The 279-nt window shown below is 28.0% G+C and carries 1 pseudogene; it reads left to right on the top strand.

What is annotated here, in order from left to right:
• A pseudogene (locus SB724_RS19835) lies at window positions 1-279 on the top strand (fatty acid desaturase family protein); the annotation flags it as partial.

Raw genomic sequence — 279 nt, 5'->3', positions numbered from 1 at the left:
ATTGGGCTCGACAAACCTCAAAGTAGTATTAAAAAATTTATCTTAAAACATATTTTAAAACCACTTACACTAACTCACGTTCCTAAATATATTTATGGAACAATTAAAGTCAATATCTTTTCAAAAGAAGAGCCTTATTCTGAAAGAATTATAAAGATTGCTTTTTGGTTATCAATTGTTATATGTAGTATTGTTTTTGGCTTTTGGAAGGAATTAATTCTTTTTTGGTTTGTCCCACTACTTACTACGTTTCAAATAATAAGATATTGGGCAGAGATG

Origin of the sequence: Bacillus sp. SIMBA_031 (assembly GCF_046535225.1) — a bacterium.
Classification (GTDB): Bacteria; Bacillota; Bacilli; order Bacillales; family Bacillaceae; genus Bacillus; species Bacillus velezensis.
Note: the sequence above shows the minus strand (reverse complement) of the source record. Positions and strands in the feature narration are given on the sequence as shown.